Here is a 24,888-nt window from a genome sequence, read left to right on the forward strand (position 1 = left end):
TGATGAAACGTATCCTGACCAGCATCGCGCTGATCGGCATGACCACCGTGCTGGCCGCCTGCGGCTTTCACCTGCGCGGCGTGGGCGAGACGAACTTCGCCCTGAAGGAAATCGATCTTTCCGCCCGCAACGCCTACGGCGAAACCGTCAGGGACCTGCGCACCGTGCTGGAGAACAGCGGCGTCAAGGTCGACACCCGGGCGCCCTATCACCTGGTCCTGGCCCGCGAGGACGTGACCCAGCGCACCGCCAGCTACACCAGCGCTGCGCGCAGCGCCGAATACGAGCTGACCAACACCCTCAGCTACGAGGTGCGTGGCGCCAACGATCTGCTGCTGATCAGCGACCAGATCCAGGTGCAGAAGGTCTACCTGCACGACGAGAACAACCTGACCGGCTCCGACCAGGAAGCCGCGCAGCTGCACCGCGAAATGCGTCGCGAGCTGGTCCAGCAGATGTCCCTGCGCCTGCAGATGCTCACCCCGGCCCAGCTGGACGAGCTGCAGCGCAAGGCCGAAGCCCAGGCCCAGGCGGAAGCCGACGCCGCCCGCGCCGCGGACGAGGCCGCCAAGGCCCAGCCGCAGCAGTCGCCGATCGAACTACCGCGCGCCCAGTAAGGCAAACGGGGCCGGCCAACCGGCCCCGACTCCCGCATGAAGCTCACCTCCGCGCAACTCTCCAAGCATCTCCAGGGCAATCTGGCGGCCGTCTATGTGGTCAGCGGCGACGAACCGCTGCTCTGCCAGGAAGCCTGCGACGCCATCCGCGCAGCCTGTCGCCAGCGCGACTTCACTGAGCGCCAGGTATTCAACGCCGAAGCGAATTTCGACTGGGGTCAGTTGATCGAAGCGGGCGCCAGCCTGTCGCTGTTCGCGGAGAAACGCCTGCTGGAGCTGCGCCTGCCGTCCGGCAAGCCGGGCGACAAGGGAGCGCCGATCCTTCTCGAATACCTGCAGCGTCCGCCGGAAGACACCGTCCTGCTGATCAGCCTGCCCAAGCTCGACGGCAACACGCAGAAGACCAAATGGGCCAAGGCGCTGATCGACGGTAACGTCGCGCAGTTCATCCAGATATGGCCGGTCGATGCCCACCAGTTGCCGCAGTGGATTCGCCAGCGCCTGTCGCAAGCCGGTCTCGCCGCCAGCCAGGAAGCCGTGGAGCTGATCTCCGCGCGGGTCGAGGGCAACCTGCTGGCCGCAGCCCAGGAAATCGAGAAACTCAAGCTGCTCGCCGAAGGCAACCAGATCGATGTGGACACCGTCCAGGCCGCCGTCGCCGATAGCGCGCGTTTCGATGTGTTCGGCCTGCTCGACGCCGCCCTCAATGGCGAAGCCGCGCACAGCCTGCGCATGCTCGAAGGGCTGCGTGGCGAAGGCGTCGAACCGCCGGTGATCCTCTGGGCGCTGGCCCGGGAAATCCGCCAGCTCTCCGGCTTCGCCCAGCAGCACGGCCAGGGCGTGCCGCTGGACCGGGTCTTCGCCAGCGCCAAGCCGCCGGTCTGGGAAAAGCGCCGGCCGCTGCTCAGCAAGGCCCTGCAGCGCCACACCGCGTCGCGCTGGAGCCAGTTGCTGCAGGACGCCCAGATGATTGACGCGCAGATCAAGGGCCAGGCTCCGGGCGATCCGTGGAATGGCCTGGCGCGCCTGACCCTGCTGGTCGCCGGACAACGCCTGAACCTGCCAGCGGGCTAGGTTCGGACCGAAGGTCTGGACAGCGCTCCACGATGAGCAGATCATGCGCGCAACTGGCAACCCCGCCAGTTCCCGCATGAGGACCGCAGCATGGCGAAGAAGAGCAAACGGCCGAACAAGGCCAAATCCCTGGTAGCGCAACCCCTGTTCCGCAGCCGCCAGGAAAAGCCACTGAAAGGCAAAGGCAGCTACCGCCGCGAAGCCTCCCAAAATTGGGAGGCTTCTTGCTTTATGGCAGCCTGAAAAGCTCGCCCGCTCTCCCTCCGCCTCCCTCCTCGCCCCGCACCTCGCTACCTGCACACCGACCGGTAATCCGCCCACCAGAACGATTCCGCGTATCGATTGCCTTAGTTTGACCTGACCTCCGGCACAGCGCCGGTCCCGGGAAGACGCCCCTGGGGCGCCATGCTAAGGTGAGCCCCTGCTGATGAGACATCCGCCGAGGAGTGCAATGCGGAAGAAATTCGTGAGTGAAGTTGCATCGAGCCGTCTGCTCATGACAACCCTGTCGGTATTGACCATCGGAGTCCTGGCCGCCTGCGCCGACTCCCCCGCTCATTCCTCGAACACCGCCCAGCAGTCGTCTGCGGTTGCGAAAAGCACTGCGCCGACGCCGCCTGCCGCGCCCTTGCCCGCGGAAAGCTTTTCCACCTGGCGCGATGAATTCCGTACTCATGCCCTGGCCAGCGGCATCAGTGCCCACACGTTCGACCAGGCATTCGCAGGCATCACGCCCGACCAGGCGGTAATCGACGCCGATCGCAGCCAGCCCGAATTCGTTCGCCCGGTCTGGCAGTACCTGGAAAGCGCCGTGTCTCCGCTGCGCGTGCGCAACGGGCAGGGCAAGCTGGCAGAGAATGCCAATGTGCTGGGACAGATCGACGCCCGTTACGCCGTGGATGGGGAAGCCGTGGTGGCGATCTGGGGCATGGAAAGCAACTTCGGCAGCCACATGGGCGACAAGAACGTCATCCGCTCACTGGCCACCCTGGCCTACGAAGGGCGCCGTCCGGAGTTCGGCCGCAGCCAGTTGATTGCCGCCCTGCAGATTATCGAACACGGCGATGTGCCTGCCAGCGACATGGTCGGCTCCTGGGCTGGCGCCATGGGCCAGACGCAGTTCATCCCCACCACCTACAACCAGTACGCGGTGGACTTCGACGGCAATGGCAAGCGCGACATCTGGCGCTCATCCGCCGATGCCCTGGCCTCTACGGCGAATTACCTGCGTGCCTCCGGGTGGCAGGCAGGCCAGACCTGGGGCTTCGAAGTACGCCTGCCAGCCAGCTTCGACTATGCCCTGGCGGAAATGAGCATTCGCAAACCGCTGAGCGAATGGCAGAGCCTCGGCGTGCAACCGGTGAACGGCAGCCTGCCCGCCAATCCGCAGAGCAGTGCCTCACTGCTGCTGCCCGCAGGCCATCGCGGTCCTGCCTTCCTGGTGACGGACAACTTCCGCGCCATCCTCAGGTACAACAACTCCACCTCCTACGCATTGGCGGTCGGGTTGCTGGCGGACAGCTTCAAGGGCGGCGGCGCAATCGCGGGTCGCTGGCCGCTGGAGGATGTGCCGTTGAGCCGTTCCGAACGCATCGCCCTGCAGGAAGGGCTGGCTAATCACGGCTATCAGCCTGGCGCGGCAGACGGCATCATCGGCGCCAATACCCGCAAGGCAATCCGCGCCTACCAGCAGTCCCTCGGTTGGCCGGCAGATGGATATCCCACTCCGGCATTGCTGAAAACGCTGGGAGCGTCGACTCCTTAACTGCTCCAGAGAAAAGGCGGATGGTTTCCCGTCCGCCTTCATGAGTCTGAACGCCCCTATTGGTATGACATCGTGAATGTTGCCCGCCCTTTCGCTATTCCAGGCGTGACGATGCGTTCTGTGCGGATATAGCGGGCAGAAAACGGAATCTCCATCAGACCCTCCGGCGACTCTCCCACATAGAACTGATTGGGGTTGCCGATTGCCGGCGAATCCGCCCCGTAGCTCACAGGGTTGCCGCCCCGTAGAATCTGGAAGCCAATGCCGGCAGCACTCGAGTCAGAGGTCAAACCAAGGACATTGGTCCGATTTCCCGCGTTGCTATTGTCGGTCAGCGTCATATACAGGGACGCGCCATAGCTGCAATTCAAGCCAACCTTGAAATCCACATTTCCGTAAGTAGACCCGATACTGGGGAAGCTCATATTGCTGACATCTGGCAACACTTTGCTTATTGATGGAGTAGTCACTGTGCACGTGGGGTTTCTGATCTCGAAGGGTTGCAAATACCAATCATAAAGCTTTGTCCCTCCCGCCACATAATCAGCAATATGGATCTGATTCGACACCCCAGCATTCACTGAATTCGATATTTTTACCAGCTCTACCTTAATCCTCCAGGTGGTGAAGTTATAATCCCAGTTGGAAGTTGGCCAACTGTAAGGAAAGTTTCTCCACCCACTCAAACCGCCAATCGAAGTATTACGTGAAAATTTCACTCCAATCCCCGGAATTCCAGACTGAAAAACATTCTGCATTCCAGGAACCGCTCCCCCTGCACGCAAATTCGCGTTAACTGTAGTATTAATGACAGGGCAGGTGTAAAACAGATCAGGAAAATCCGGCCCTTCATAAAAGATTTTTTCATAGAAAGTCTTACCTATTACAGCATCACGCGGCCACCCTACATTATTCAACTGCAGATAGGCGACCTGCGGCCCCCCGGCACTCGTAATATCACAGGGTGCACCCCATGTACTGAGGGGCGAACATACGCCCGCCAGCACGATGGAGAGTATGGAAAGTTTCCCTGGAATCCAGCGACGATAACTCATGGCACCTCCACCAGGCGCCGTCTCCGCAAACTCGACGAGACTTGCGTTGCGCGCCATACATTCAGTTTCCTGCATCAATTCAGGCCAGCAACCTGGGGTTTACCCAGATTTGGCACACACATCGCACTCGTCTTGAGGAACGGCGCCTTCGTATTTCCCTTGCCGCGAGTATCCGGCGGAAGCCGATAATCGAAGGAACAACTCTTGCCGGCGCCTTCCCCCCACTTGACCAGCAATTGCCCTTGCTGCGGCAACCCACGCAGGAAAATGCGCCCTCCCTGGCCAACCATCGACACGACATCGCCCTTCGCATCCAGAACCTCGGCGCCGACCGGGAAGGGTTGCCCATCCTGGCGGCTCACGGTAATCAGGACTGGCTTGCCGGTGATGGTGGGGTACTTGAGCATTACGATGGAGCCATAACGCGGCGCCACGGTTTGCGTGGTTGCCACCATCTCCACATCTTCGGAAGTCCCCTTCGGATCGAGCTCGATGTCGTTCTGCCGATAGGGCATAAGGCCGGAGACCACCGCATGGTCGTTGCCTGCGATCTGCGCACCCACGTTGCTGTTGACTTGTGCGCCCTCCGCCCCCTTGGCTTCCAGCACAGCCATGGTCTCGCCCTGGTATTGGGTAAAGTTCACGCCTCCCGGGTGAGCCACGACGCTTCCGGCAATCCCCAGGTTGGCCTGGCTATAGTCGCTTCCAGCGCTGGCACCAGCGGTGAAGGTGGCCACCGGAGCGTTGTACTGCATGTTCGCGGCAACGGTATCGAAGTTGTCGCCATCCGTACGGTTGCGCATGCCGGAAACGCTGTAGCCCATCTGGTTCTGCTCGCCCGCACTGCCGCTCACGGTGTTCTGCCACGAGTAATTACCGCCATCCTCGTAAGCCACCGACGAACTCAGGTATGGAGAATGCACGGTATGGCCAAGAGGAATGGACACGCTGAACAGATATTGAGTGTCAAAATCTCCATCCTGGTTACGGGTGCGTTGCGCGCCAATGCTGAAGCTGCCCCAGCGATAGCCATTGCTGTAACCAACCTGGTAGCTGATATCGCTGCCTTGTTCGGAATTCCAGTAGTTCCTCGCGATACCACTGGCAAAGATGTTGCCGCCACGATCCCCTAGCGGCTGATTGACGTTGATCTGGAAACGATTACGTTCGCGATAGGGAATGTACCCATTGCCGTGCTCGGAGCGCAGTTCGGCGAAGTCGGCCAGGTTGAGATATCCCTCGCTGGAGAAGCGATAGGCAGCAAGCATGAAGTTGGTCTGGGTGGCCTCCATCAACTTGCTATAGGTGAGGCGATAGCTCTGCCCACTCATGCTGCTGCTCAGGCGGTCACGCTGCTGGCCGAAGCCGGAAACATCCATGTCTGACGCATGTGACTGCGTCACATCCGCTGCGAACGCGCCATAAGGGGTGCTGAAGGCAAGGCCGCCCAGCGCCGCCAGATAGTCCTCTGCAACGATGCCGCCGGTATATGCCGTCCAGAGGTTGGATATGCCGTACTGATAAGTCCCCTGGAGGAAGTTCGGCCGGTTGTTCAGCCTGTCATCACGGTATTCACCACCCACAAGACTGAAGCGCGACACACCAGGGCGCAGCAGTTGCGCTACCGACGCGTAAGGCACCACGAACGTCTTGGTGCGGCCATCCACCTCGGTAATGGTGACGGTCAGATCACCGGCATAACCGGTGTTATAGAGGTCATCGAGGACGAAAGGTCCCGGGGCGACGGTGGTCTCGTAGAGAATGTTCGCGCCCTGCCGCACAGTGACCTTCGCATTGCTATCCGCCACGCCGCGGATGGTTGGAGCGAAGCCGCGCATGGAATCCGGCAGCATGCGATCGTCACTGGCCAGTTGCACGCCAGTGAAGGGGACACTGTCGAATATTTCACTCGAGGTGTAGTACTGCCCCAGGGTCAGCTGTGACTTGAACTGGTCGATATCGCGCTGGGCATAGGTGCTGATGGAACTGTAACGATCCCTGCTCGGCTGGTTCGCCTCACGGGATTTGGAGTATGAGCCGTTGTAGCGCAGACGCCATTCCGCCACGTTCAGGCCCGCATTGACTCCGGCGAATGTCTGGGTGCTTTCGCCAGTACGATCCAGGTCGGTCTTGGTAACGCTGGCGTTGTAGCCCAGGAAACCAGCCGTCACGCCGCCATCCCAGTACTTCGGATCGACATAGCCGCGAGCAACCCGTCCCAGGTATGCCTGGGGGATGGTGACATTGGCTGTCAGCTCGGACATGTCGACATCGACGGTGGCAGACGGCACCAGTTTCTGCAGATCGACACACGGACTGCTGTCCAGCATGCTCTGCGCCGCCACCGGATCGGGCAGCTTGCTGGCGACCAGTCCCCACTGCGTAAGCTGCTGGCTCTGGAAACAATAACGTGCCTGCCCCGGCTCGGCGCCAGCTTCGACCTTCACATCCTGGCGACCGATCCAGCTCTGGTTGAGATAGATATCCAGACGCATCATTCCCGGCGTTACGGGATTGCCATGCTCGAAACGCGTCAGGTCGACTGTCTCCCCTCCACTACCGCGGATGAAAGATGGGTCGAATGCAGCGAATTGCGGCTCGCGCTTACCGACAGGCTTCGCTGCTGCCAGCAGCTGATCCGTGATGGGAGAGCCCTTGGCGCTTTCGGCGGGTTGGGATGGCGACTCGGAGGAGAGGGACGGCAAACCGGCTGTGCTGGCAGGCTTATCCGAACTGCCAGCAGGGGCGAAGGATTGTTCCGTGCCCCCCACATCTGCCTGCGGATTAAGGGATCGCCCGGCATAGTCCGCAGCTCCTGCCCCGGTGGCATGAGCTGCGAGAATGGCCGTAACCAACAGCAGCGGACTGAAGCCATTTACGCCCGCACGTGAAGAAACGTACTTATCGCATCCCTGTTGTCTGTGATTGTTTGTCTTGACCCTGGACATAAAGAACCCCCGGCCGCGAGGCCGAACGAACCCCTGCCCTTCCAGCGAAGATCGGGGCATGGGAGAAAAATGACTACTTGAGCGGTGCCAGAAGTGGACTGGCTGTGGGCGGTCAATGCCCCAACGGAGATGTCTCCTCGATCACTCCGCCGTAGTCGTTGACCCAGTGGTAAACGACCTTCACCTCCCCCACCGGCGGGCTACCCACACCTTTCAGGGCGAAATCTTTCGAGCCACCAGGCGCGACCATTCCGCTGTCCTGGCTACGGATGGACTTGCCATTCAGCGATATGGCGGCATCGTTGACCGACACATGGAAGGCACTGCTGTTGAGCGCACGGAGAACGTAGCCGCCAGTTGAGGGAACAATCGTCCACCGGAGGCCCTGGGCCGCTTCTACCGCGTCGCCGGGCAATCCATCAGGACGGAAAAAGACCTTGATTCGCGAGCGGAAAGCGAACTGAACGTAGTTCGCTGCATCCTTGTTGGCAGGAACCGATGGCACATCCAGCACATTGAGCCAGAAGACCGACTCCTTGTTCTGCGGCAGAGACTCCTGGGTATAGGTCAGGCGCAAAGCCTGTCCCTTGCCCGGCTCTATTCGCACAATGGGCGGGGTTACCAGAAATGGTGCATCGGCCTGATCGGGCAGAGTCTTGGGGTCGCCCTTGTCGACCCAGGATTGAACCAAGGCCGGCGAACTGTCCCGATTGGTCAATTTGACCGTTACTTCGCGCTCCTTGGCTGGATAAATCACGCGCGTACCGGTGATTACCACATTCGCCTCGGCAATATTGACTGCCAACAGAGAGGCGGCACAAAGCGCCCAGAATCCTTTCAAGAAAAATCTGTTCATTTCACCCACCGAAACCATGGATGCCCGGGGAAAACCCCGGGCTGAAACTGGTGGAGGCTCGGAGTTTCCCCCGAGCCGGGGCCAATCAGTTGTATTCCAGCGAGTAGGTGATGGCGCTCTTCACGTCACCGGCAGTTGCCGCGCCGGTAGCGTAGTACTGGGCGAAGTAGGACAGGGTGCCGCCACCGCCGGCAGCGGCGACGGTGACGGTCTGGGTGTTGCCGCTACCATCACGCAGATTGATCGGAGCACCGGCGTTGTTCAGGAACTGAACTTCCACGTTGCCGGCAGCAGTAGCAGCCGGCTCGGTGTTCTTCAGGTGGCCGTTTGCCAGAACGTTCACATGGGACGGCTCGAAGTAGACGTTGATGGTCTTCGCCGGGCAGTTGGTCAGAACGAAGTCAAACTTCCTGGAACCTGCTACGGCGCCGGCACTGGCCAGTGCCGATTTGGAAACGGTCGGCAGAACGACAAGCTTGTCGACTGGACGGGAAGAGTTGCCGTCAATGGTGCAGCTCTCGTCGATAACCTTCCCCTGAATGTTGATGGTGCCATCTACAGCAAAAGCACCGGTGGAAATGGCTATGCCGAGCAGAGCCAGTGGGAGAATCTTTTTCATCGTGCTTATCCTCGAAGTTTGAATTTCCAGGTAGCACTACCAAGTTCCACGAAGGGATATCAGCTTATACGCCGAGCAAAACTCAGTAGCCCTCCTGTGGCGGATCGACTTTTTCCGTTAGCCACCGCACACAACAAGACTACGGGTATAAAATTTCGTGATCTATCAGACAGCACGCAAGCCAAACATAGGAACCATCCTTACAGGGAAGGTGTATTGCAAACAAAGAACTATGAGAGAAAATTCTCACCTCTCCAAGCAATCGAATTACAAAAAATATTGAGGGACTTGGACTACAAGAAATTTCGAGACTTTAAAAAGTAAAAATATTCCAATCAGGACTCGAAAAAACCCAAATTCACGATCAAATCATTTACGACCACTACACCACGAGAAACGCCGGAAAGTCTCTCGCGCCACTTTCCGTCACGTTATTCGAGAAATGAAAAAGGCGACCCGAAGGTCGCCTTTTTCAGTGAACAGCCGGATCAGCCGATCTTCTCGCCATGCGCCTGCTGGTCGGCATGGTAGGACGAGCGCACCAGCGGGCCGGATGCGACGTTCTTGAAGCCCATCTTCGCGCCTTCCTCGGCGAACCAGGCGAAGGTGTCCGGATGCACGAAGCGCTGCACCGGCAGGTGGTTGCGCGACGGCTGCAGGTACTGGCCGAGGGTGAGCATGTCGATGTCGTGCTCGCGCATGCGGTGCATGACTTCGATGACCTCGTCGTCGGTCTCGCCGAGGCCGAGCATCAGGCCGGATTTGGTCGGCACGTGCGGGACCATCTGCTTGAAGCGCTGCAGCAGGTCCAGCGACCACTCGAAATCCGAGCCCGGGCGCGAGGACTTGTAGAGGCGCGGCACGGTTTCCAGGTTGTGGTTGAACACATCCGGCGGCTCGTTGGCGGTGATTTCCAGGGCGACGTCCATGCGGCCGCGGTAATCCGGCACCAGCGTTTCCAGCTGGATGCCGGGGGACAGCTTGCGGATCTCGCGCAGGCAGTCGGCGAAGTGCTGGGCGCCGCCGTCGCGCAGGTCGTCGCGGTCCACCGAGGTGATCACCACGTACTTCAGGCGCAGGTCGGCGATGGCGATGGCGAGGTTCTTCGGCTCGTCCACATCCAGCGGCTTCGGCCGGCCGTGGCCGACGTCGCAGAACGGGCAGCGGCGGGTGCAGATGTCGCCCATGATCATGAAGGTCGCGGTGCCGCCGGAGAAGCACTCGCCCAGGTTCGGGCAGGACGCTTCCTCGCACACGCTGTGCAGCTTGTGCTTGCGCAGCAGTTGCTTGATGCGGTCGACTTCCGGCGATACCGGGATGCGCACGCGAATCCAGTCCGGCTTCTTCGGCAGTTCGTCGGTGGGGATGATCTTCACCGGAATGCGCGCAACCTTCTCGGCGCCACGCAGTTTCACACCGACTTCCACCTTGCCCGGTTTGCCGGCTGTCTCAACGGTACTCATCAGATTTCGATCCCGCCCATGAGGGTCTTCTGTTCTTTGTAGCCAAGGTGTTCGACGAGTTCGCCACGCAGGCGCTCGCGCACGTCGGCCAGGGTGAGGGGGGCCGCCAGCTCGCTGAGCTGGGTCATTGCCATCCCGGCGTAGCCGCAGGGATTGATTCGACGAAAGGGTTCCAGGTCCATGTCCACATTCAGGGCCAGGCCGTGGAAGGAACAGCCGTTGCGGATGCGCAGGCCGAGGGAGGCGATCTTCTTGTCATCCACGTAGACACCCGGTGCATCGGGCTTGGCCATGGCTTGCACGTCATAGCTGGCGAGCAGGCTGATCAGGCTGCGTTCGATGCGCGAGACCAGTTCGCGCACGCCGATGCCCGAACGGCGCACATCGAGGAGCAGATAGGCGACCAGTTGGCCGGGACCGTGATAGGTGACCTGGCCGCCGCGATCCACCTGCACCACCGGGATATCGCCGGGGAACAGCACATGCTCGGCCTTGCCGGCCTGTCCCTGGGTGAACACCGGATCGTGTTCGAGCAGCCAGATTTCATCGTCCGTCTGCGCGTCGCGCTCGGCGGTGAAGCGCTGCATCGCATGCCAGGTGGGCTCGTATGGCAGCCGGCCCAGCTCGCGGAAGCCCAGTACCCTCGACTGCACTTACAGCACCATGTGCACGCGCCCGGTGGCGCGCAGGTCGTTGTGGATGTTCTGCAACTGGTCGACACCGGTGGCGGTGATCAGCACCTGCACGGACAGGAAGCGGCCGTTGCGGCTGTCGCGAATGGTGACGGTGGTACTGTCGAAGTCGGGCGCGTGGCGCTGGATGATCTCGATCACCATGTCGGAGAAGCCGTCGCCGGCATCGCCGATCACCTTGATCGGATAGCGTTCGCAGGGGAATTCGATTTTCGGGGGTTGAGCTTCGGTATCGGTCATGGCTGCGGCAGACTCGTGGCCCGCATCAGGAAGAACGCCCCGGGTCGGGGCATTCTGGGTGGAACAGAGGGTCAGTTGAACAGACCGTAGAAGAATAGACGGATGCTATCCCACATGCGACGGAAGAAGCCACCTTCCTCGACCGCATTGAGGGCGACCAGATCGGAGGTACGCACGACCTTGTCGTCCAGCTTCACCTCGACCTTGCCGATCACCTGGCCCTGCTGGATCGGCGCCATCAGTTGCGGTTCGAGGACCATGCTGGCCTGCAGCTTCTTCAGCTGGCCGCGCGGTACGGTCATGGTCAGGTCTTCGGCCAGGCCGGCCTTCACTTCCGATTCAGAACCCTTCCACACCAGCGACTTGGTCAGCTCGGTGCCCTTCTTGTAGAAGGTCTGCGATTCGAAGAAGCGGAAACCGTAGGTCAGCAGCTTCTGGGTTTCGGCGGCGCGGGCCTGTTCGCTGTTGGTGCCGAACACCACGGCGATCATGCGCTGGCCGTCACGTACGGCGGAAGCCACCAGGCAGTAGCCGGCCTCTTCGGTGTGGCCGGTCTTCAGGCCGTCGACGGTCTTGTCGCGCCACAGCAGCAGGTTGCGGTTCGGCTGCTTGATGTTGTTCCAGAGGAATTCCTTCTGCGCATAGATCGCATAGTGCTTCGGCTCGCCGTAGATGATGGCGCGGGCCAGGGTGGCCATGTCGCGCGCCGACGAGTAGTGGTCCGGGTTGGGCAGACCGGTAGCGTCCATGAAGTGGCTGTTGGTCAGGCCCAGCTTCTGCGCGGTGGTGTTCATCATGTCGGCGAAGGCGTCTTCGCTGCCGGCGATGTGCTCGGCCAGGGCCACGCTGGCGTCGTTGCCGGACTGGATGATGATGCCGTGCAGCAGGTCGCTCACCGAAACCTGGGTGCCGACCTGGATGAACATGCGCGAACCGCCGGTGCGCCAGGCGTGCTCGCTGACGGTGACCTGGTCGGTTTCCTTGATGTTGCCCGACTCGATCTCCTTGGTGGCGATGTAGGCGGTCATCAGCTTGGTCAGGCTGGCCGGCGGCAGGCGCTCGTCGGCGTTGTTCTCGATCAGGACCTGGCCGCTGGCGCCGTCCATCAGCACGAAGGCCTTGGCCGCCAGTTGCGGCGGGGCCGGGACCATGGTTTCGGCCGCCCAGCCGGCCATCGGGGTGGCGAGCAGGACAAGCAGTGACAGGCGTTTGGCAAAGGTGGTGATGTTCATCCGTCTCTCGGGGGTCGCTATCTAATGGTCAATTGATCCCTTGCGGGAAATCTCTTCGGCATCGGTTGTGCCGTCATTTCTTTCCAGGGCAGCCCGGTTTCACTCCGGACGCACCAGGGTGGGTTGTCCCAGGTTCGCCACACGGATGTTGTCCTGCATCCGGCTCGCCTCAGCCTGCGTCTCGATCGGCCCCAGGCGCACCCGGTGCAGGGTCTGCTGGTTGCGAACGACCGAGCTGATGAAGACCTGGGCTCCGGTCAGGCTGGCCAGCTTCGCCTTGAGCAGCTCCGCAGCGTCCGGATTGGCGAATGCACCCACCTGGAGATACAGGCCATCGGCTGGTAATGAAGCGTTTTTTTTTGCGTCGATCTGCACCGGCGCCACGGGCGCTGCGTGCTGTGCCGGCGGCGGGGTGTAGACCTCGATCGGCTGGGCCATGGCAACCGCCTGCGGCTGTGCGCTCGCCGCGGGCTGCTGCGGCGCCATCTTCGGCGGCGCCAGCATCATCGGCATCGAGCGGCCCTGCTGGGCCCACCAGCGTTGCGGGTCGATCCCCTCGACCTTGACCCGGGCGGTGCCGGATTCGGCGTAGCCGAGCTTCTTCGCCGCGGCGAAGGACAGATCGATGACCCGGTCGGAATAGAACGGCCCGCGGTCGTTGACCCGCACGATCACGTTCCGGCCGTTGTCCAGGTTGGTCACCCGCACATAGCTCGGCAGCGGCAGCGTCTTGTGCGCGGCGGTCATGCCGTAGAGGTCGTACATCTCACCGTTGGCGGTGGCCTGGCCGTGGAACTTGGTGCCGTACCAGGAGGCGGTGCCGACCACGCTGTAGGTACCCGATTCGTTCAGCGGGTAATAGGTCTTGCCCAGCACCGTGTACGGGTTGTTCTTGAACGGGCCGTTATGCGGCATCGGCACCGCGTCGGGAATCCGCGACACGTCCACATCCCACCACGGCGCTCCGTCGCGATGCGGGCGATTGTAGTCGGTCGGACCGGACAGGCCGCCGCCCGTGGTGGGCTGCGGTTGCGGTGCACGGCTGCTGGTGCAGCTGGCGAGCAGCGCCGCGGTCAGGCCGAAACAGCACAGCGCGGGCCAGAATCCCTTGTTGCTCAGTCGCTTGCTCAATGGACACCTCGCGCACGGGCGATTTCGCCGGCCAGCTGATGGACTGCCATGGCGTACATGGCGCTGCGATTGTAACGGGTGATCACATAGAAGTTGGGCAAACCGACCCAGTATTCCGTCCCCTGGTCGCCCTCGAAGCGGATCGCGGTGACCATCAGGTCATCGCGCAGCACGTCCTGGGTGCGCCAGCCCTGGGTGCGCAGCTGGCCGAGATTCATCTGCGGGTCCAGTCCCTGGGTCAGCGCCTCTTCGGCGTTCGGCTTGCCCAGTTCGGCACGGGACACCACCGGCTCGCCGGTCTGCCAGCCATGCTGCTTGAAGTAGCTGGCGACGCTGCCGATGGCATCGTCCGGGTCGTTCCAGATATTGATGTGGCCGTCGCCGTCGAAATCCACCGCGTAGGCGCGGAAGCTGCTCGGCATGAACTGCGGCAGCCCCATGGCGCCGGCATAGGAGCCGGTCAGGCTGAGCGGATCGACCTGCTGCTCGCGGGCCAGCAGGAGGAACTGCTTGAGTTCCTTGCGGAAGAAGTCGGCGCGCGGCGGATAGTCGAAGCCGAGGGTGGACAGCGCGTCCATCACCCGGAAACCACCGGTGTTGCGGCCGAAGAAGGTCTCGACGCCGATGATCGAAACGATGTACTGCGCCGGCACGCCGTATTCCTTCTCGGCACGCGCCAGCACTTCGGCGTGCTGGTTCCAGAACTCCACACCGCGCTTGATGCGCGCGTCGGTGACGAAGATCGGCCGGTATTCCTTCCACGACTTGACCCGTTCGGCCGGGCGGGAAATGGCATCGAGGATCGACTGCTTGCGCTCGACGTCGCGGAACAGCGCGATCAGCTGCTCGCCGGCGAAGCCATAGTCGCGGGTCATCTCGCTGACGAACTCCGCCACCTGCGGCGAGCCATCGTAGTCGCCAGCCTGAGCGGCGCCGGAAATGCCGATCGCCCCTGCAAGCCCGACCCAATGGACGCCCCTGGCCGCCCATGCGCGCAGTAATTGCATTCCTTTTTTCACTCTTGGTCTCAAACCTGGGCAATCCACTTCCGATGGGTATGGATCGACATCAAAACCCCGAACCCTGACATCAGGGTTACCAGCGAAGTTCCGCCGTAACTAATGAAGGGCAGCGGCACGCCCACCACTGGCAACAGGCCGCTGACCATACCGATATTGACGAATACGTATACGAAGAAGGTCATGGTGATGCTGCCGGCCAGCAGTTTGCCGAACAGCGTCTGCGCCTGGGTGGTGATCACCAGGCCGCGACAGATCACCAGCAGGTAGAGCACCAGCAGCAGGCACACCCCGACCATGCCGAACTCTTCGCCGAGCACGGCAATGATAAAGTCCGTGTGGCTTTCCGGCAAAAAATCCAGATGCGACTGGGTGCCGAGCAGCCAGCCCTTGCCGAACACGCCGCCGGAGCCGATCGCCGCCTTCGACTGGATGATGTTCCAGCCGGTGCCCAGCGGGTCGCTTTCCGGATCGAGGAAGGTCAGCACGCGCTGCTTCTGGTAGTCGTGCATGACGAAGAACCACATCGCCACGGCCACCGGCACCGCCGCCGACACCGCCATGATGATCCAGCGCCAGCGCAGGCCGCCGACGAACAGCACGAAGGCGCCGGAGGCGAGCACCAGCATCGCCGTACCGAGGTCCGGCTGCTTGAGGATCAGCACGAACGGCACCACGATCATCGCCAGGCTCACCAGGCTGTGCTTGAGCCCCGGCGGCAGGCTGCGCTTGGACAGGTACCAGGCGATGGTCATCGGCATCAGCAGCTTCATGAACTCCGCCGGCTGGAAGCGGATCACCCCGGGGATGTTGATCCAGCGCGTCGCGCCCATGGCGTTGTGGCCCATCACGTCGACCACCACCAGCAGGGCCACGCCGATCAGATAGCCGAGCGGCACCCAGCGCGCCATGAAGCGCGGTTCGAGCTGGGCGATGACGATCATCATCACCAGTCCCAGGCCGAAGGAAGTCGCCTGCTTTAACAGCAGGTCCCAACTCTTGCCGCTGGCGGAATAGAGGACGAACAGGCCGACCGCGCCGAGGGTCACCAGCAACAGCAGCATCAGGCCGTCGATGTGCAGGCGCTGCAGCAGGCTGGCACGGCGGCGCATCACGTCCTCGTTGGACAGGGTGCGGTCGAAATTGCTGCTCATGTTCATGGTTTGGCACCCTCTGCCACCTGGGCCGGGGGCGCAAATTCGGGCTTGAGCCTGCCCTGCTCGTCGAGCAGCCAGGCATCGGCCACCTGCTTGAGGATCGGCGCGGCGACGCCGGAGCCGGACTCGCCGTTCTCCACCATCACCGAGATGGCGATCTGCGGGTTGTCGGCCGGAGCGAAGCCGACGAACAGCGCGTGGTCGCGATGCCGTTCGAGCAGCTTGGAGCGGTCGTAGCGCTCGCCCTGGCGGATCGCCACCACCTGCGCGGTACCGCTCTTGCCGGCGATGCGATAGAGCGAACCGGCGCCGACCTTGTGCGCAGTGCCGCGGGTATTGTGCACGACCTGCTGCATATCGCTGTCGATCCGCTCCCAATTGTTCTGATCGCGCAGGACGATATCCGGCATCGGATTGGGGTCGACCGGCGGCTGGCCGTCGATGGTCTTGGCCAGGTGCGGGCGAATCCACTTGCCGTGGTTGGCGATCAGCGCGGTCATCTGCGCCAGCTGCAGCGGCGTCGACTGCATGTAGCCCTGGCCGATACCAAGGATCAGCGTCTCGCCGGGGAACCAGGCCTGGCGGCGCAGCGCGCGCTTCCACTCGCGCGACGGCATCAGCCCGTCCGCCTCGCCGAACATGTCCAGCGACACCCGCTGACCGAAGCCGAAGCGGCTCATGTAGTCATGCAGGCGGTCGATGCCGAGCTTGTGGGCAAGGTCGTAGAAGTAGGTATCGTTGGAGCGCATGATCGCCAGCTCCAGGTTCACCCAGCCCTCGCCGGAGCGGTTCCAGTTGCGGTACTTGTGATCGTAGTTGGGCAGTTGGTAATAGCCGGGGTCGTAGACCCGCGAGGACGGCGTGACCACCCCGGCGTCCAGGCCGGCCAGCGCCACCGCCGGCTTCACCGTCGAGCCCGGCGGGTACAGGCCGCGCAGCACGCGGTTGTACAGCGGGCGGTCGATGGAATCGCGCAGCGCGGCGTAAGCCTTGAAACTGATACCGGTGACGAACAGGTTGGGGTCATAGCTCGGCTGGCTGACCATCGCCAGCACATCGCCGGTGGACGGCTCGATCGCCACGATGGCGCCGCGCCGGCCGGCCATCGCCTCCTCGGCCTTGGCCTGCAGCCTGCTGTCGATGCTCAGCACGATGTCCTTGCCGGAAACCGGCTCGGTGCGCTTGAGCACGCGCAGCACGCGGCCGCGGGCGTTGGTCTCGACTTCCTCGTAGCCGACGGTGCCGTGCAGTTCGTCCTCGTAGAACTTCTCGACGCCGGTCTTGCCGATGTGGTGGGTGCCGGAATAGGCCACCGGGTCGAGCTTCTTCAGTTCCTGCTCGTTGATCCGCCCGACGTAGCCGACCGAGTGGGCGAAATGCTCGCCCATCGGGTAGTGGCGGACGAACTGCGCGGTCACGTCGACGCCCGGCAGGCGGTACTGGTTCACCGCGATGCGGGCGATCTGCTCCTCGGACAGCTCGAACATGATCGGCACCGGTTCGAACGGCCGGCGCCCCTGCTTCATGCGCTTCTGGAAGATCGCCCGGTCTTCCTCGGTCAGGCCGAGGATTTCCACCAGCGTCTGCATCACCTGTTCGAGGTTCTCGGTACGCTCGCGGGTGACGGTCAGACTGAAACTTGGCCGGTTATCGGCGATGATCACCCCGTTTCTGTCGAAGATCAGCCCACGGCTCGGCGGAATCGGCTGCACGTGCACGCGGTTGTTCTCGGACAGGGTCGAGTGGTAGTCGTACTGCGTGACCTGCAGGTGGTACATGCGCGCCACCAGCACCAGCGCGAGAAGGACGATAGCCACCGCACCGACGATGACCCGGCTGCGAACCTGTCGCGCGTCCTTCTCGTGGTCTTTCAGTTGGATCGGCTGCGGCATCTGCGCGGAACGACTCGTGACTACTTGTGATAGGGATGGCCGGACAGCACGGTCCAGGCCCGGTAGATCTGCTCACCGACCAGGATCCGTACCAGCGGATGCGGCAGGGTCAGCGGCGACAGCGACCAGCGCTGCTCGCTGCGCGCGCAGACTTCCGGCGCCAGCCCTTCGGGGCCGCCCACCATCAGGTTGACGGTGCGCGCGTCGAGGCGCCAGCGGTCCAGCTCCTTCGCCAGTTGCTCGGTGCTCCAGGGGCGTCCTTCGACCTCCAGGGTCACCACGCGTTCGCCGGGCTGCACCCTGGCCAGCATCGCCTCGCCCTCCTGACGGATCAGGCGGGCGACATCGGCGTTCTTGCCGCGGGTGTTCAGCGGGATCTCCACCAGCTCCAGGGACAGCTCGGAAGGCAGGCGCTTGACGTACTCCTGCCAGCCTTCCTCGACCCAGCGCGGCATGCGCGAACCGACGGCGATCAGACGCAGACGCACGGCAGGCTCACTCCTGGCTGTGGTGCGCGCGGCTCTGCTCGGCGCCTTGCCACAGGCGCTCCAGATCGTAGAACTGGCGGGTGGCCGGCTGCATGACGTGGACCACCACGTTGCCCAGATCGAGCAGCGCCCATTCGCCGCTGTCCAGACCTTCGCTGCCCAGCGGCTTGACGCCGTTTTCCTTGGCTTTCATCAGCACGTTTTCGGCCAGCGACTTGACCTGGCGGCTGGAGGTACCGGAGGCGATCACCATCACGTCGGTAACGCTGGTTTTCTCGCGCACGTCGATTGGCAGGATGTCCTGCGCCTTCAGATCTTCCAGAGCGGCGATGGCCAGCTCGACGAGTTGTTCGGTTTGCATGAATGACTCTCTAGTTTCGTAGTTCAGTTTGACGCCCGGTAAAGCCCGTGCGCCTCGATGTAGTTGAGCACCGCGTCCGGCACCAGGAAGCGCACCGAGCGCCCCTGCGCCAGCACGGCGCGGATCTGCGTGGCGGATACCGCCAGCGGCGTCTGCCAGACGAAGGCGATCTGCCCGCCCGCGCCGCTCAACGCCGCCGGATCGGCCACGCTGCGCGCTGCCAGCAGGTCGCGCAGGGCTTCCGGCGCTTCGCTGTCGGCATCCGGACGCTGCAGCACGACGATATGGCAGTGCTCCAACAGTTCTTCCCAACGATGCCAGGTTGGCAGCCCGCAGAAGGCATCCCAGCCGACCAGCAGGTACAGCGGAACCTGCTCACCCAGCTCGCCACGCAGCGATTCGAGGGTGTCGATGGTGTACGACGGCTTGTCGCGGCGCAGTTCGCGATCGTCCACCCGCAACGGCTCGACACCCTGCACCGCCAGCTCGACCATCGCCAGCCGCTGCGCAGCGGATACCTGCGGCGTTTCGCGGTGCGGCGGGCGGGCGCTGGGCAACAGGCGCAGTTCGTCGAGTTCGAGCAGTTCGGCGACCTCCAGCGCGCTGCGCAGGTGGCCGATGTGCACCGGATCGAAGGTGCCGCCGAACAGGCCGATGCGCCTGCAGTCTTTCATCGGCAAGGGCTCAGGCCTGCCCGCGCAGTTGGCCGTCGCCAATCACCACGTACTTCTCGCAGGTCAGGCCTTCCAGGCCGACCGGGCCGCGTGCGTGCAGCTTGTCGGTGGAAATGCCGATCTCCGCGCCCAGGCCGTACTCGAAGCCGTCGGCGAAGCAGGTCGGAGCGTTGAGCATCACCGAGCTGGAGTCCACTTCGGCGAGGAAGCGCCGGGCGTGGCCCTGGTGTTCGGTGACGATCGCGTCGGTGTGGTGCGACCCGTAGTGGTTGATGTGCTCGATGGCCTGCTCCAGGCCGTCGACCACGCGGATGGAGAGGATCGGCGCGAGGTACTCGGTGCTCCAGTCCTCCTCCGTCGCCGGCAGCGCCTCGATCACTTCGCGGGTGCGCTCGCAACCGCGCAGTTCCACGCCTTTCTCGCGGTACTGGGCGGCCATCGCCGGCAGGAAGGCGGCAGCCACGGAGGCGTCCACCAGCAGGGTTTCCATGGCGCCGCAGATACCGTAGCGGTAGCACTTGGCGTTGAAGGCGATGCTGCGCGCCTTGTCCAGGTCGGCCTGGGCGTCGACGAACACGTGGCAGATGCCGTCCAGGTGCTTGATCACCGGTACGCGGGCGTCACGGCTGATGCGCTCGATCAGGCCCTTGCCGCCGCGCGGGACGATCACGTCGACGAACTCCGGCATGCTGATCAGCGCGCCCACCGCGGCGCGGTCGGTGGTTTCCACCACCTGCACCACGGCAGCCGGCAGGCCGGCGTCGGCCAGGCCCTTCTGGATGCAGGCGGCAATCGCACGGTTGGAGTGGATCGCCTCGGAGCCGCCACGCAGTATGGTGGCGTTGCCGGACTTCAGGCACAGGCTGGCGGCGTCGATGGTCACGTTCGGCCGCGACTCGTAGATGATGCCGATCACGCCCAGCGGCACGCGCATCTTGCCGATCTGGATGCCGGACGGACGCGAACTCATGTCGCGGATCGCACCGACCGGGTCGGGCAGAGTGGCGACCTGGCGCAGGCCCTCGATCATGCTGTCGATGCGCGCCGGAGTCAGCGCCAGACGGTCCAGCAGCGCTGGCTCCAGGCCATTGGCGCGGCCGGCGGCCAGATCCTTTTCGTTGGCTTCGGTCAGCTGGGCGCGGGCGGCGTCCAGGGCATCGGCGGCGGCCAGCAGGGCGCGGTTCTTCTGCGCGGTGGTAGCGCGCGCGATGACGCGCGACGCTTCGCGGGCGGCGCGGCCCAGGCGGCTCATATAATCGAGGACGGACTCGGTCATGGGTCTCGGCGTCTGGCGTGAGGGAAATGCGCGATTATAGCGAGCCTGCCCCTGCCCGCCCAGCCACAACAGCCGGCCGGTATGCAAGCGATTCTTACCAGGTGCGTCAGCCCCTCAGTAATGACCCGCCCGTTGCACCCGCAGTATCATCCCCGACCGTCACAACTGCCGCGAATGCGCCGTCCCATGCCCCGCGATCCCATTCCAGCCCTGCCCTGGCCGGAAGCCAGTCCCCTCCCGGACAGCTTCTTCAACCGCGACGCCATGCAGGTCGCCCGCGAACTGCTGGGCAAGATCATCCGCCACCGGCTCGGCGATCTCTGGCTGTCGGCGCGGATCATCGAGACCGAAGCCTATTACCTGGCGGAAAAGGGCAGCCACGCCTCCCTCGGCTATACCGAGAAGCGCAAGGCGCTGTTCCTCGACGGCGGGCACATCTATATGTACTACGCGCGCGGCGGCGACTCGCTGAACTTCAGCGCCGGCGGCGCCGGCAACGCGGTGCTGATCAAGTCCGGGCATCCCTGGCTGGACCGCGTCTCCGGCGACGATGCGCTGACCTGCATGCAACGCCTGAATCCGGACAGCCGCGGCGCAGCCCGCCCGAACGGCAAGCTCTGTGCCGGCCAGACCCTGCTGTGCAAGGCACTCGGCCTCAAGGTGCCGGACTGGGATGCCCAGCGCTTCGACCCGCGGCGGCTGTTCGTCGACGACATCGGCGAACGCCCTTCGCAGGTCATCCAGACCACCCGCCTGGGCATTCCCCATGGCCGCGACGAACACCTGATGTACCGCTTCGTCGACGCCGCCTTCGCGCCCTTCTGCACACGAAACCCGCTGCGCCGCGGCCAGGTCGAAGGGCAGGATTTCCACATTCTCGGCAGTCAGGACGACATCCTGCGATGAACATTGAAGCCTTCAACGCCTGGATCGGCGCCAACCCGCAATGGCTGGCGCTGGTCCTGTTCCTGGTCGCCTTCCTCGAATGCGCGGCCATCGTCGGCATCGTCCTGCCCGGGGTGGTGATGCTCTTCGCCATCGCCGTGCTGGCCGGCAGCGGCGCCCTCGGGCTGGGCGAAACCCTGCTGCTGGCGTTCGTCGGCGGGCTGCTGGGCGACATCCTTTCCTATTGGCTCGGCCGCCACTTCCACCAGAACATCCGCCGCCTGCCCGTGCTGCGCCACCACCCCGAGTGGATCGCCGGGGCGGAAGGCTTCTTCGCCCGCAACGGCGTGGCCAGCCTGCTGGTCGGCCGCTTCATCGGCGCCTTCCGGCCGTTCCTGCCGATGATCGCCGGCATGCTCGACATGCCGTTCGGGCGCTTCCTCGCGGTTTCCGTGGTCGCCGCCGCCGGCTGGTCGGTCGCCTACCTGCTGCCCGGCTGGACCACCGGCGCGGCGATGCGCCTGCCGCTGCCGCCGGGCTTCTGGACGGAAGCGGCAGTGGTCGCCGCCGGACTGGCACTGATGATCGGCCTGCTGGTGCGGGCGAACCTGCGCCGGCACGTGTGGACGGCCCCGCTGGCGGCCGGACTGAACTTCATTCTGCTGCTGGTCCTGCTGCTCGGCTGGTCGCACCTGGACGCCCTCGATCACGGCCTGATGGCACTGGTGCAGGAACGCCGCACGCTGTGGATGAACAAGCTGATGGTAGCGGTAACCCGGGTCGGCGACTTCCGCACCCAGCTCGCCGCCGGCGCCATCCTCGCGCTGCTGCTGGCAGCCCTGCGGCTGTGGCGCCATGCGCTGTTCGCCGCTGCCAGCATGCTCGGCACCGCACTGCTGACCGACACCCTGAAGAAGCTGTTCGAACGCGCCCGCCCCGAAGTGATCGCCGACCCGCTCGGTGCCTTCAGCATGCCCAGCGGGCACAGCTCCGCCGCCTTCGCCTTCTTCCTCGTCCTCGGCCTGCTCGCCAGCCGCGAGAAACCGCCACGGGTGGGATTGGTCTGGCTGCTGCTGGCGCTGATCCCGGCGGCCAGCATCGCCATGTCGCGGGTCTACCTCGGCGCGCACTGGCCGAGCGACATCATCGCCGGCGCCCTGCTCGCCTCATCCGTCTGCGCGGCCTGCCTGTGGCTGTGCCAGCGTCGCCAGCCGCTGCCGGCGCTGTCGCCACGCATCTGGTGGACGCTGCTGCCGGCCTGCCTGCTGGTGCTCGCCATCGCCAGCGGCTGGGGGCTGACCGAAGCGATCCACCGCTACACCCCGCTCTAACGTAGGTTGGCGCTGAGCGCAGCGAAGCCCAACGGAGCACGGCTCGACAGGTGTTGGGCTTCGCTGCGCTCAGCGCCAACCTACGCTCTGCGAAGCCCAGCGTTGCATGTTGATCAGCGCTTCGCCGTCGCCAGCAACCGGCACAGCTTCTCGGTCGCCGCGAGCATCGCGTAGCTCGGTCGCTCCAGGTTGAGGTCGGGGATTTGCCAGAGCTGGCCGAGGCGGGTTGCGCTGAGTTGCGGCATGTCGCGCCAGGCCGTCAGGTCGGTGTTGCTGCCGGCGAGGATCACTTCCGGGTCGCGCGCCAGCACCGACTCCATGCCGACCTGCGGGGCGGGCAGGTCGAGGTCGGCAAACAGGTTGGTGGCGCCGCAGACCTGCAGGGCATCGCTGATCACCTGGTTGCCGCCGAGGGTATATAGCGGTCGTTCACCCAGTTGGTAGAACACCCGCAACGGCCGCTCCCGACGGTACTCGCTGCGCAGCTGCGCGACGCGCCGGTCGAAGTCCTGCGCCAGTTGCCGGCCCTTCTCGCCCTGACCGAGCCGTTCGCCCAGATCGGCCAGTTGCCGGGAAACGTCCTGCATGCGGTGTGGTTCGGCGATGTACAGCGGGATGCCAAACTTCTTCAGCATGTCCAACTGCGCGGGCGGCACGCTGCCGGGCCACAGCAACAGAAGGTCGGGCTGCAGGCTGAGCAGGCGCTCCATGTCGATCTGCCCATAACGGCCGATCGACGGCACGCTGACAAGCGCCGGCGGCCGCTCGTAGCTGTCGAGCATGCCGACCAGCCGGTCGCCGGCATCCAGCTCCAGCAGCATGTCGGTCATCGACGGCGACAGGCTGACCACCCGCTCGGCCGCCGCCAGCGGCAGAACCGCGAACAGCGACAGGAGCCAGGCAAGCAGGCGCATCAGCGCAGTTGGCGGGGAATACGGTAGAGGATCAGGATGACCAGGCTGGTCAGGCCGAGCAGGATCAGCGCGACGCCGTTCAGGCCGAACAGCGCCGCCACCGCCGCGATCCATGCCGGCAGGCTGGCGCCCAGCGCGCCGCTGCGACGAGCCTGGGCCAGACGCAGCCAGGCGGAGTTCTCGTCCGGGGTATCCAGCGCCTGCTGGGTGGCCACCAGCGCCCTGCGGTAGTCGCGGAACAGCGACAGGGTCAGGAACATCGACAGCAGGCCGATGACGAAGGCCGGCGTGGCCAGCTCCGCCAGCCAGGTGTTGTCGCCAACCAGCAGGGCCACGGCGAGCACCGGCACGATGGCGAGGAGCACATGCAGCCACCAGTTGGCGGCCATGCGGCGGCGGATGGCGATCCTGTTCACTGGGCTTCGGCCTCGGCTTCACCCTGATGCATGTTGCCCAGCAGATGACCGAGCTTGCCCGCCTTGGTCGCCAGGTAGCGCTTGTTGTGCGGGTTCAGGCCCTTCTGCAACGGCACGCGCTGGGCGACGGAAAGGCCGTAGCCTTCCAGCGCCTTGACCTTGCGCGGGTTGTTGGTCATCAGCTTGAGCGCGCAGACGCCCAGGTGCTGCAGCATCGGCAGGCACATGGCGTAGTCGCGCTGGTCGGCGCCGAAGCCCAGTTGCAGGTTGGCTTCCACCGTATCGGCGCCGCCATCCTGCAGCTCGTAGGCGCGGATCTTGTTCAACAGGCCGATGCCACGGCCTTCCTGGCGCAGGTAGAGCAGCACGCCGCGGCCTTCATGGGCGATGGCCGCCAGGGCGCCTTCGAGCTGGAAGCCGCAGTCGCAACGCAGGCTGAACAGCGCATCGCCGGTCAGGCATTCGGAGTGCAGGCGACCCAGCACCGGCAGGCCGTCGTCGATCGTGCCCATGGTCAGGGCGACATGTTCCTTGCCGGTTTCCTCATCGAGGAAGCCATGCATGGTGAATTCGCCGAACGGTGTGGGCAGCTTGGAGGCGGCGACAAAGACAACGGACACCGGATGCTCCTGTCTTGGAAATACAAAGGGTGTGCATTGTAACAGCAGGGCGGGCGTGGCTGGCAGGCGAAATAGCAGCAAGACCGACGTTCAATGCCCGAAGGTGGAGTGGAATGAATTCACAGGCCTGCATCTCGGTGGCAAGACGATCAACTGCCCATCG

General features: G+C 63.8%; 25 protein-coding genes. 6 read left to right on the forward strand and 19 right to left on the reverse strand.

Annotation, left to right across the window (positions count from 1 at the left end; all coding sequences use genetic code 11):
* Positions 1 to 2 precede the first annotated feature (2 nt).
* From JFY56_RS08330 to JFY56_RS08345, 4 genes are all read left to right on the forward strand, one after another.
* Positions 3 to 617, forward strand: coding sequence for an LPS-assembly lipoprotein LptE (locus JFY56_RS08330; protein WP_208313063.1), 615 nt, complete (start codon positions 3 to 5; stop codon positions 615 to 617).
* Between the two features lie 36 nt (positions 618 to 653).
* Positions 654 to 1,691: a DNA polymerase III subunit delta gene (holA, locus tag JFY56_RS08335; protein WP_208313064.1), complete on the forward strand. Its 1,038-nt coding sequence runs from the start codon at positions 654 to 656 to the stop codon at positions 1,689 to 1,691.
* A gap of 90 nt (positions 1,692 to 1,781) precedes the next feature.
* Positions 1,782 to 1,934, forward strand: coding sequence for an alternative ribosome rescue factor ArfA (arfA, locus tag JFY56_RS08340; RefSeq protein WP_208313065.1), 153 nt, complete (start codon positions 1,782 to 1,784; stop codon positions 1,932 to 1,934).
* Positions 1,935 to 2,118: 184 nt separating this feature from the next.
* Positions 2,119 to 3,456 (forward strand): lytic murein transglycosylase, encoded by a 1,338-nt coding sequence (locus tag JFY56_RS08345; protein WP_208313066.1) that lies wholly within the window; start codon positions 2,119 to 2,121, stop codon positions 3,454 to 3,456.
* 56 nt (positions 3,457 to 3,512) lie between these two features.
* On the opposite strand, the gene JFY56_RS08350 is transcribed toward JFY56_RS08345, so the two are convergent.
* The 16 genes from JFY56_RS08350 to JFY56_RS08425 form a co-directional block, all read right to left on the reverse strand.
* Entirely contained in the window at positions 3,513 to 4,511 is a 999-nt protein-coding gene (locus JFY56_RS08350) for a fimbrial protein (RefSeq protein ID WP_208313067.1), read from the reverse strand.
* 74 nt (positions 4,512 to 4,585) lie between these two features.
* The gene (locus tag JFY56_RS08355; RefSeq protein WP_208313068.1) at positions 4,586 to 7,459 is read right to left on the reverse strand and encodes a fimbria/pilus outer membrane usher protein; all 2,874 of its coding nucleotides are present in this window, start codon (positions 7,457 to 7,459) and stop codon (positions 4,586 to 4,588) included.
* A 112-nt stretch (positions 7,460 to 7,571) separates the two neighbouring features.
* Entirely contained in the window at positions 7,572 to 8,315 is a 744-nt protein-coding gene (locus JFY56_RS08360) for a fimbrial biogenesis chaperone (RefSeq protein ID WP_208313069.1), read from the reverse strand.
* An 85-nt stretch (positions 8,316 to 8,400) separates the two neighbouring features.
* On the reverse strand, positions 8,401 to 8,934 hold the full coding sequence (locus JFY56_RS08365) for a fimbrial protein (RefSeq protein ID WP_208313070.1): 534 nt from the start codon (positions 8,932 to 8,934) through the stop codon (positions 8,401 to 8,403).
* A gap of 488 nt (positions 8,935 to 9,422) precedes the next feature.
* The gene (gene lipA, locus JFY56_RS08370) at positions 9,423 to 10,397 is read right to left on the reverse strand and encodes a lipoyl synthase (protein WP_208313071.1); all 975 of its coding nucleotides are present in this window, start codon (positions 10,395 to 10,397) and stop codon (positions 9,423 to 9,425) included.
* The gene (gene lipB / locus JFY56_RS08375) at positions 10,397 to 11,050 is read right to left on the reverse strand and encodes a lipoyl(octanoyl) transferase LipB (protein ID WP_208313072.1); all 654 of its coding nucleotides are present in this window, start codon (positions 11,048 to 11,050) and stop codon (positions 10,397 to 10,399) included. Before lipB ends, lipA begins: the two co-directional genes overlap by 1 nt.
* The gene (locus tag JFY56_RS08380; protein WP_208313073.1) at positions 11,051 to 11,329 is read right to left on the reverse strand and encodes a DUF493 domain-containing protein; all 279 of its coding nucleotides are present in this window, start codon (positions 11,327 to 11,329) and stop codon (positions 11,051 to 11,053) included.
* A gap of 71 nt (positions 11,330 to 11,400) precedes the next feature.
* Complete coding sequence (locus tag JFY56_RS08385; protein WP_208313074.1) at positions 11,401 to 12,561, reverse strand: D-alanyl-D-alanine carboxypeptidase family protein; 1,161 nt, start codon at positions 12,559 to 12,561, stop codon at positions 11,401 to 11,403.
* Positions 12,562 to 12,660: 99 nt separating this feature from the next.
* Positions 12,661 to 13,692, reverse strand: a complete 1,032-nt coding sequence (locus JFY56_RS08390) for a septal ring lytic transglycosylase RlpA family protein (protein ID WP_208313075.1) — start codon at positions 13,690 to 13,692, stop codon at positions 12,661 to 12,663.
* Positions 13,689 to 14,711: a lytic murein transglycosylase B gene (gene mltB, locus JFY56_RS08395; RefSeq protein ID WP_208313076.1), complete on the reverse strand. Its 1,023-nt coding sequence runs from the start codon at positions 14,709 to 14,711 to the stop codon at positions 13,689 to 13,691. Before mltB ends, JFY56_RS08390 begins: the two co-directional genes overlap by 4 nt.
* 8 nt (positions 14,712 to 14,719) lie before the next feature.
* On the reverse strand, positions 14,720 to 15,823 hold the full coding sequence (gene rodA, locus JFY56_RS08400) for a rod shape-determining protein RodA (RefSeq protein ID WP_208313242.1): 1,104 nt from the start codon (positions 15,821 to 15,823) through the stop codon (positions 14,720 to 14,722).
* Positions 15,824 to 15,867: 44 nt separating this feature from the next.
* Positions 15,868 to 17,760, reverse strand: a complete 1,893-nt coding sequence (mrdA, locus tag JFY56_RS08405; RefSeq protein ID WP_208313077.1) for a penicillin-binding protein 2 — start codon at positions 17,758 to 17,760, stop codon at positions 15,868 to 15,870.
* 20 nt (positions 17,761 to 17,780) lie between these two features.
* A complete protein-coding gene (gene rlmH, locus JFY56_RS08410; protein WP_208313078.1) occupies positions 17,781 to 18,248 on the reverse strand; it encodes a 23S rRNA (pseudouridine(1915)-N(3))-methyltransferase RlmH in 468 nt (155 codons plus the stop codon).
* A gap of 7 nt (positions 18,249 to 18,255) precedes the next feature.
* A complete protein-coding gene (gene rsfS, locus JFY56_RS08415) occupies positions 18,256 to 18,609 on the reverse strand; it encodes a ribosome silencing factor (protein WP_208313079.1) in 354 nt (117 codons plus the stop codon).
* A 23-nt stretch (positions 18,610 to 18,632) separates the two neighbouring features.
* Positions 18,633 to 19,283, reverse strand: coding sequence for a nicotinate-nucleotide adenylyltransferase (gene nadD / locus JFY56_RS08420; RefSeq protein WP_208313080.1), 651 nt, complete (start codon positions 19,281 to 19,283; stop codon positions 18,633 to 18,635).
* 10 nt (positions 19,284 to 19,293) lie between these two features.
* Positions 19,294 to 20,559, reverse strand: coding sequence for a glutamate-5-semialdehyde dehydrogenase (locus tag JFY56_RS08425; RefSeq protein ID WP_208313081.1), 1,266 nt, complete (start codon positions 20,557 to 20,559; stop codon positions 19,294 to 19,296).
* Positions 20,560 to 20,745: 186 nt separating this feature from the next.
* Between JFY56_RS08425 and JFY56_RS08430 the strand changes: the two genes are divergently transcribed.
* Positions 20,746 to 21,465 (forward strand): DNA-3-methyladenine glycosylase, encoded by a 720-nt coding sequence (locus JFY56_RS08430; protein ID WP_208313082.1) that lies wholly within the window; start codon positions 20,746 to 20,748, stop codon positions 21,463 to 21,465.
* On the forward strand, positions 21,462 to 22,775 hold the full coding sequence (locus JFY56_RS08435; RefSeq protein WP_208313083.1) for a bifunctional DedA family/phosphatase PAP2 family protein: 1,314 nt from the start codon (positions 21,462 to 21,464) through the stop codon (positions 22,773 to 22,775). Before JFY56_RS08430 ends, JFY56_RS08435 begins: the two co-directional genes overlap by 4 nt.
* Before the next feature lie 113 nt (positions 22,776 to 22,888).
* On the opposite strand, the gene JFY56_RS08440 is transcribed toward JFY56_RS08435, so the two are convergent.
* The 3 genes from JFY56_RS08440 to ribA are packed head-to-tail and all read right to left on the reverse strand — an operon-like array spanning position 22,889 to position 24,725.
* Positions 22,889 to 23,689: a helical backbone metal receptor gene (locus JFY56_RS08440; protein WP_208313084.1), complete on the reverse strand. Its 801-nt coding sequence runs from the start codon at positions 23,687 to 23,689 to the stop codon at positions 22,889 to 22,891.
* On the reverse strand, positions 23,689 to 24,105 hold the full coding sequence (locus JFY56_RS08445) for an MFS transporter (RefSeq protein WP_408004386.1): 417 nt from the start codon (positions 24,103 to 24,105) through the stop codon (positions 23,689 to 23,691). Before JFY56_RS08445 ends, JFY56_RS08440 begins: the two co-directional genes overlap by 1 nt.
* Positions 24,102 to 24,725 (reverse strand): GTP cyclohydrolase II, encoded by a 624-nt coding sequence (gene ribA / locus JFY56_RS08450; protein WP_208313085.1) that lies wholly within the window; start codon positions 24,723 to 24,725, stop codon positions 24,102 to 24,104. The genes JFY56_RS08445 and ribA overlap by 4 nt, the downstream gene beginning before the upstream one ends.
* Positions 24,726 to 24,888: the final 163 nt, after the last annotated feature.

It is taken from the genome of Pseudomonas schmalbachii (genome assembly GCF_017589465.1).
Taxonomy (GTDB): Bacteria; Pseudomonadota; Gammaproteobacteria; order Pseudomonadales; family Pseudomonadaceae; genus Pseudomonas; species Pseudomonas schmalbachii.